This is a genomic window from Lacticaseibacillus zeae DSM 20178 = KCTC 3804 (assembly GCF_000260435.1).
GTDB lineage: Bacteria > Bacillota > Bacilli > Lactobacillales > Lactobacillaceae > Lacticaseibacillus > Lacticaseibacillus zeae.
In genome coordinates, this window is the sequence record NZ_BACQ01000028.1 from 1 (window position 1) to 4,831 (window position 4,831).

Consider the following 4,831-nt stretch of genomic DNA (forward strand, 5'->3'; position numbering starts at 1 on the left):
GCCAAGCGACAACTCAATTAGAATATCAAATTGGCAACCCTTTGTCAACATCTTTTTTTAAATCGCTGTGCGGTTTAAAATGTTTTGATGACTGACAACTCGTAATATACTACGCAGGTTCTCCGTTTAAGTCAACAACTTTTTCAAAAAAATTTTCAGAGGGGAAATATCTTTTCATGAAAGAAGATCGTGCCTTTTGGAATCAATTTGCCGAAGACTATGCTGCGGCTGAGGAAACGTCGCGTTTGCCAGTTGCTCGCGATGTCACCGCATGGCTGCTGGATGAAGGACTGCTGCCGACTAAGTCACTCGTCGACCTTGCAGCTGGAACCGGCCGTTATGCCGCTCGCTTCGCCGCGCATGTCCAACAACTGACGTTAATCGATTGGTCCTCTGCCATGCTGGCTTATGCAAAGCAACGGCTGACCGCCAATGATGCTACATCAGTGCACTTCATAACCGCTGACTGGCATCAGCTCGAAACGCTGCCTGCTCCCGATCTTATTTTTGTTAGCCAGTTACCCACGCTGGAGGCCAATGAACTGTCATTGTTAACCAACTGGGCTAATCAAGGCGTTGTGTTGAACTTTCAAACCGAACAGTCTGACGCTTTGATGGATCGCGCGCTAACTTATTTAGGCCAAGCCGTGCCGGTCGCTTATCAGGCAGACCCTACTCGTGTCGCCAGCTATCAACAGTGGTTACACGCTCACCAGGTTCCGTTCAAAGCACATACGCTGACTTATCATCTTGAGGAGCAGACAACGATTAGTGATCTTTTGCCTGAGCTAACTGTGCCTGTCGGTGTAAAGGCGGCCAGCCAACTTGCCAAGGCGCTGACCGGAAACGAAAATGCCCACATGCCAGTCACCGATCATCTCACTTATACCTATACGCAACTGGTTTGGCATTCGGATCATTAGCAATTCAGCATACCACTGCGCGTTCCAATACAAACTAAATACCCAAAAAAGAGGCACCGCCGACAATTTTCGGTAGCGCCTCTTTTTTCGCGTAAATTAGCCTAGTTGATTTGCTTCAGACGGAAATTGAATCACGCCTTAACTTGTAACTGTTCCACGTTAACGACCGTGTCCACCCAGGAACGATCATAAAAGCCTGCCTCATGTGAGACGAGCAAGACGGCGCCGGGATATTGTTGTAGTCCGGTGCGCAATGCGTTCTTAGTGTCGTCATCCAGATGGTTGGTCGGCTCATCCATAATCAGAATGTTGGTGGTCTGTAGCATGAGTTCTGCCAATTTGACTTTAGCCTGTTCGCCTCCGGACAGCATGGTCAACGGATTATTGGCCTCTTCACTTGTCAAAGCAGTTCGTGACAGCACTTGGCGTACAACTTTTTGGGTTAACGCCGGGAAACGCTGCTGCAAATATTGAACCGGACTTTGCTTAGGTTGATCCCAATGTAGTTCCTGCTCGTAATACCCAAAGACCACGTTGTCGGCAATTTCGACACTGCCGCTAATGGCCGGAATTAACCCGAGGATCGTTTTTAATAACGTCGATTTACCGACGCCATTAAACCCTTCAAACGCGATAATCTGATCTTTTGCGACCGAAAAATTGATTGGCTGTAACAATGGTTGATTATAGCCAACAACCAAGTTATTCACATCAATCAAAATCTGCCGATTCACTGGCAGGTAAGGAAACGCTAAGTGGGCTTTGGAACGGGTGCCCGGTGGTGTCAGTTTGTCCATGCGTGCCAGTTGCTTTTCGCGGCTTTTAGCCATTGTGGCGCGCGTCCCTGCCTTAAACTTGCGGATAAAGGCTTCGGTTTTCTTGATGGTTTCCTGCTGCTTGGCGAACGCCTTCAGGTACGTTTCGTGATCGGCTTCCTTTTGGCGCATGGCCTGTTTCAAAGTGCCAGTGTATTTCGTGATCTGGCCGAACTCAATATCCAAAACTGCATTGGTCACATTTTCGAGGAAATCAAAATCGTGAGAAATAACAATAAATGCCCCTTCGAAGTTCTGGAGCCAGTTGGTCAACCATTCAATGTGCGACACGTCCAGGTAATTGGTCGGTTCATCGAGTAGGAGCATATCCGGTTTTTCAAGCAGTAATTTTGCCAAAATCAATTTTGAACGCTGACCACCCGAAAGCGCGTCAACCGGATGATCCATCCCCATGGCAGTGATGCCTAAACCTTCCGCCACAGTTTGAATCGTGGTTTCAAGTTCATAAAAATCGCCGGCTTCCAGTTCCTGCTGCAGCTCGCCAGCCTTCGCTAACAGTGCGTCGTCTGGATTCGTTGCATAGTCTGCATAAATTTGATTCATTTTGGCCTCTTTGCGATAAAGTCCCTCAAAGGCTGTACGCAAAAATTCGATCACGGTCTGGCCAGGCACCAAGTTAGCATACTGGTCTAAGTACCCGACGTGCAGATGCTTTTGCCAGACGATTTTACCGGCATCCGGCGTCAAGGCTCCCGTTAAAATCTTGATTAACGTACTTTTGCCAACCCCATTTTGGCCAATCACGCCAAGATGGTCCTCGATATTCACCTGAAAGCTGGCATCTTGATATAACACTTTATCTAAAAACCGTTGCGACAACCCGGTTACGGTTAAAACACTCATGCGTTCTCCTTAATCTATGAACCGTCATTGATCCAACTAAAATACCGGCAGCACCTTTTGCTCATTACTGGGCATCTTGTCAAATGGATCAACTTTTTCCTGAAATCCAAGCATCACGGACACGCTCAATCGTGCTCACCGCGACGTGCTTGGCTGCCTTGCTAGCCGTACACCAAAGCTTTTATCAAACAATTGGCAGGCTGGCTTTCTGAAAATAGCTACTGCTTGCTAGGCTATCACAGCCACTGTTGTTTTACAACGAGGCAAATCTTTTGCAATTTCTTCTTTTCTAGGGAAATAATAACTTTATGTCTATGATTAATCGGTGCTGCCCATGACGCATCTCGCTGGCAAACATAGCGTCCGCTGATGCTGTGCCTGCGACATGCATAATGGGCGCTTTCTTATATAAGGAGGAGACAAATAATGGGCATCATGGAATCACGTTTGATTCACGCCACGGTTGGCTTTGCCATCGGTGATGCTTTGGGACTGCCGGTCAAGGGCCAAACGCAGGCTGAGTTAGCCGCTTCGCCGGTGACTGGGATGAAGGGCTATGGCACGTTCAATCAGCCGGCCGGCACTTACTCAGATGAAACAGGCCTTACCCTGGCCGGTCTGGATGCGTTGCAGCATGGTTTCGACCAGGATGCACTGGTCAATGCCTACCAAGCCTGGTTCAAAAACGGCGAGTACGCACCCTATGGGAAAAGGAATCCTGATATTTGGTCAAGTGTCGAAACGACCTTGACCACGGGAAAAGCCACAGCGGCGCCTAACGAACCAGGAGCCTTGATTCGCACGTTGCCATTTGCCTTTTTTGCTTACCAGACATTTGAAACCAACCTGTTCCAAAAAGCAGAAGGCAGCCGGCTCTTTCAAAATTTTGTCACGCTCACCAATCTGGATCCTGAAAATATGGTCGCTTCTGCCGTTTATACCCAAATTGCGATAGAACTACTGGCCGATGCGCCGGACTTACCCACGGCAATCACCACCGGCATCAGCAAAACCGCCGCATACTTTGCGGATCAGCCAACTTATCAACCTGCTTTTGCTGCATTCCAAACCAACCTCGAAGCGCAGGCATCAGATGGCACTGCCACCGATCCTCTAAGTTTATTGGCTCGGGTCTTACACGCACTCCAAACCTGGCCGGATTATCATGATGCAGTTTTAAATGCGCTTATGCTCGGCGGCGCGACCGATACCGCAGCCGCGTTGACCGGCGGCTTAGCAGGCTTGGCCTATGGTTACACGAGTTTGCCGCATCGCTGGTGCTTGATGCTGGCTGAATACGCCCAGATTGTTGACCTATGTCGGCAAGCAGAAAAAAGCGGCTTTTTCCCGAAGTATGATTGAAAGACGAACTTTCTAGTCGTGGATAGAACGCTTGTGGTAGACTAAGGTTAATCTGTACCGGAAGGTGTCATTTTGAAAAACAACAATCAATCCGCCTTAAGAACGATCCTTGAGTTTCTGCTTCTTTTCGTCGTTATTTTCTTCGCGTCTCAGTTGCTGATGCGTTACGTCCTAAGCAAAGATGTGGTGCAGGGTACATCGATGCAACCGACATTGGAGAATAATGAACGGTTATATTCCGTTCGGATCAAGAAGCCTAAACGCAACGATATTGTCGTGATCAATGCGCCTGATCGGCCGAAGTCGCTTTACATCAAGCGGGTTATCGGGATGCCAGGCGATACGGTGAGTTCCAAAAACGACAAACTGTATGTTAATGGCAAGGCAATTGCCGAACCCTATTTGAATCATAAGTTTTCACGTGATGAAATTAATAAATGGGCCAGTCAACAGGGACTGGATCCGTCCAGTATTAAGTTCACCAACGATTTCAATATCAAGACGCTTTCGTCAACCAAATCAGCCAAAGTACCCGCCGGAAAATATTTCGTGATGGGCGACAATCGTTTGGTTTCCCACGACAGTCGTGATTTTGGCTTTGTCGATAAGTCCAAGATTCAATCAGTCGTTGTTTGGCGGTATTGGCCGTTAAATCGGATGAAGATTTTCTGATACACGCTATTCCCCAATTAAAAAACATCGTCAGACCCTAAGCTGGGCTTGACGATGTTTTTTAGTTTAGGTGCACTTCCCAGCAATTCGTTAAATCGGAATCAAAGCTATTAATGCCTTCCACCTCTTAATAGCCATCTTAATCAGCCATTTGAACACGATGCGGCTGCCAGAACCATTCGCGGCCGTCGCGCG

At 47.9% G+C, this 4,831-nt stretch carries 4 protein-coding genes; 3 read left to right on the top strand and 1 reads right to left on the bottom strand.

The features are described 5' to 3' along the window. Positions 1-176 precede the first annotated feature (176 nt). Entirely contained in the window at positions 177-923 is a 747-nt protein-coding gene (locus tag GSO_RS05105; RefSeq protein WP_010489734.1) for a class I SAM-dependent methyltransferase, read from the top strand. Between the two features lie 131 nt (positions 924-1,054). On the opposite strand, the gene GSO_RS05110 is transcribed toward GSO_RS05105, so the two are convergent. After that, positions 1,055-2,602 (bottom strand): ABC-F family ATP-binding cassette domain-containing protein, encoded by a 1,548-nt coding sequence (locus tag GSO_RS05110; RefSeq protein ID WP_010489736.1) that lies wholly within the window; start codon positions 2,600-2,602, stop codon positions 1,055-1,057. Positions 2,603-3,028: 426 nt separating this feature from the next. Between GSO_RS05110 and GSO_RS05115 the strand changes: the two genes are divergently transcribed. Both GSO_RS05115 and lepB read left to right on the top strand, forming a co-directional pair. Then, positions 3,029-3,964 carry an ADP-ribosylglycohydrolase family protein gene (locus GSO_RS05115; protein ID WP_010489738.1) on the top strand — a complete coding sequence of 312 codons (936 nt, stop codon included), beginning with the start codon at positions 3,029-3,031 and terminating at the stop codon, positions 3,962-3,964. Between the two features lie 72 nt (positions 3,965-4,036). Further along, complete coding sequence (lepB, locus tag GSO_RS05120; protein WP_010489740.1) at positions 4,037-4,636, top strand: signal peptidase I; 600 nt, start codon at positions 4,037-4,039, stop codon at positions 4,634-4,636. Positions 4,637-4,831: the final 195 nt, after the last annotated feature.

Excerpts from the sequence above, each read along its gene's own strand:
- GSO_RS05110 (WP_010489736.1), bottom strand. The coding sequence starts at position 2,602 with ATGAGTGTTTTAACCGTAACCGGGTTGTCGCAACGGTTTTTAGATAAA.
- GSO_RS05105 (WP_010489734.1), top strand. The coding sequence starts at position 177 with ATGAAAGAAGATCGTGCCTTTTGGAATCAATTTGCCGAAGACTATGCT.
- GSO_RS05115 (WP_010489738.1), top strand. The coding sequence starts at position 3,029 with ATGGGCATCATGGAATCACGTTTGATTCACGCCACGGTTGGCTTTGCC.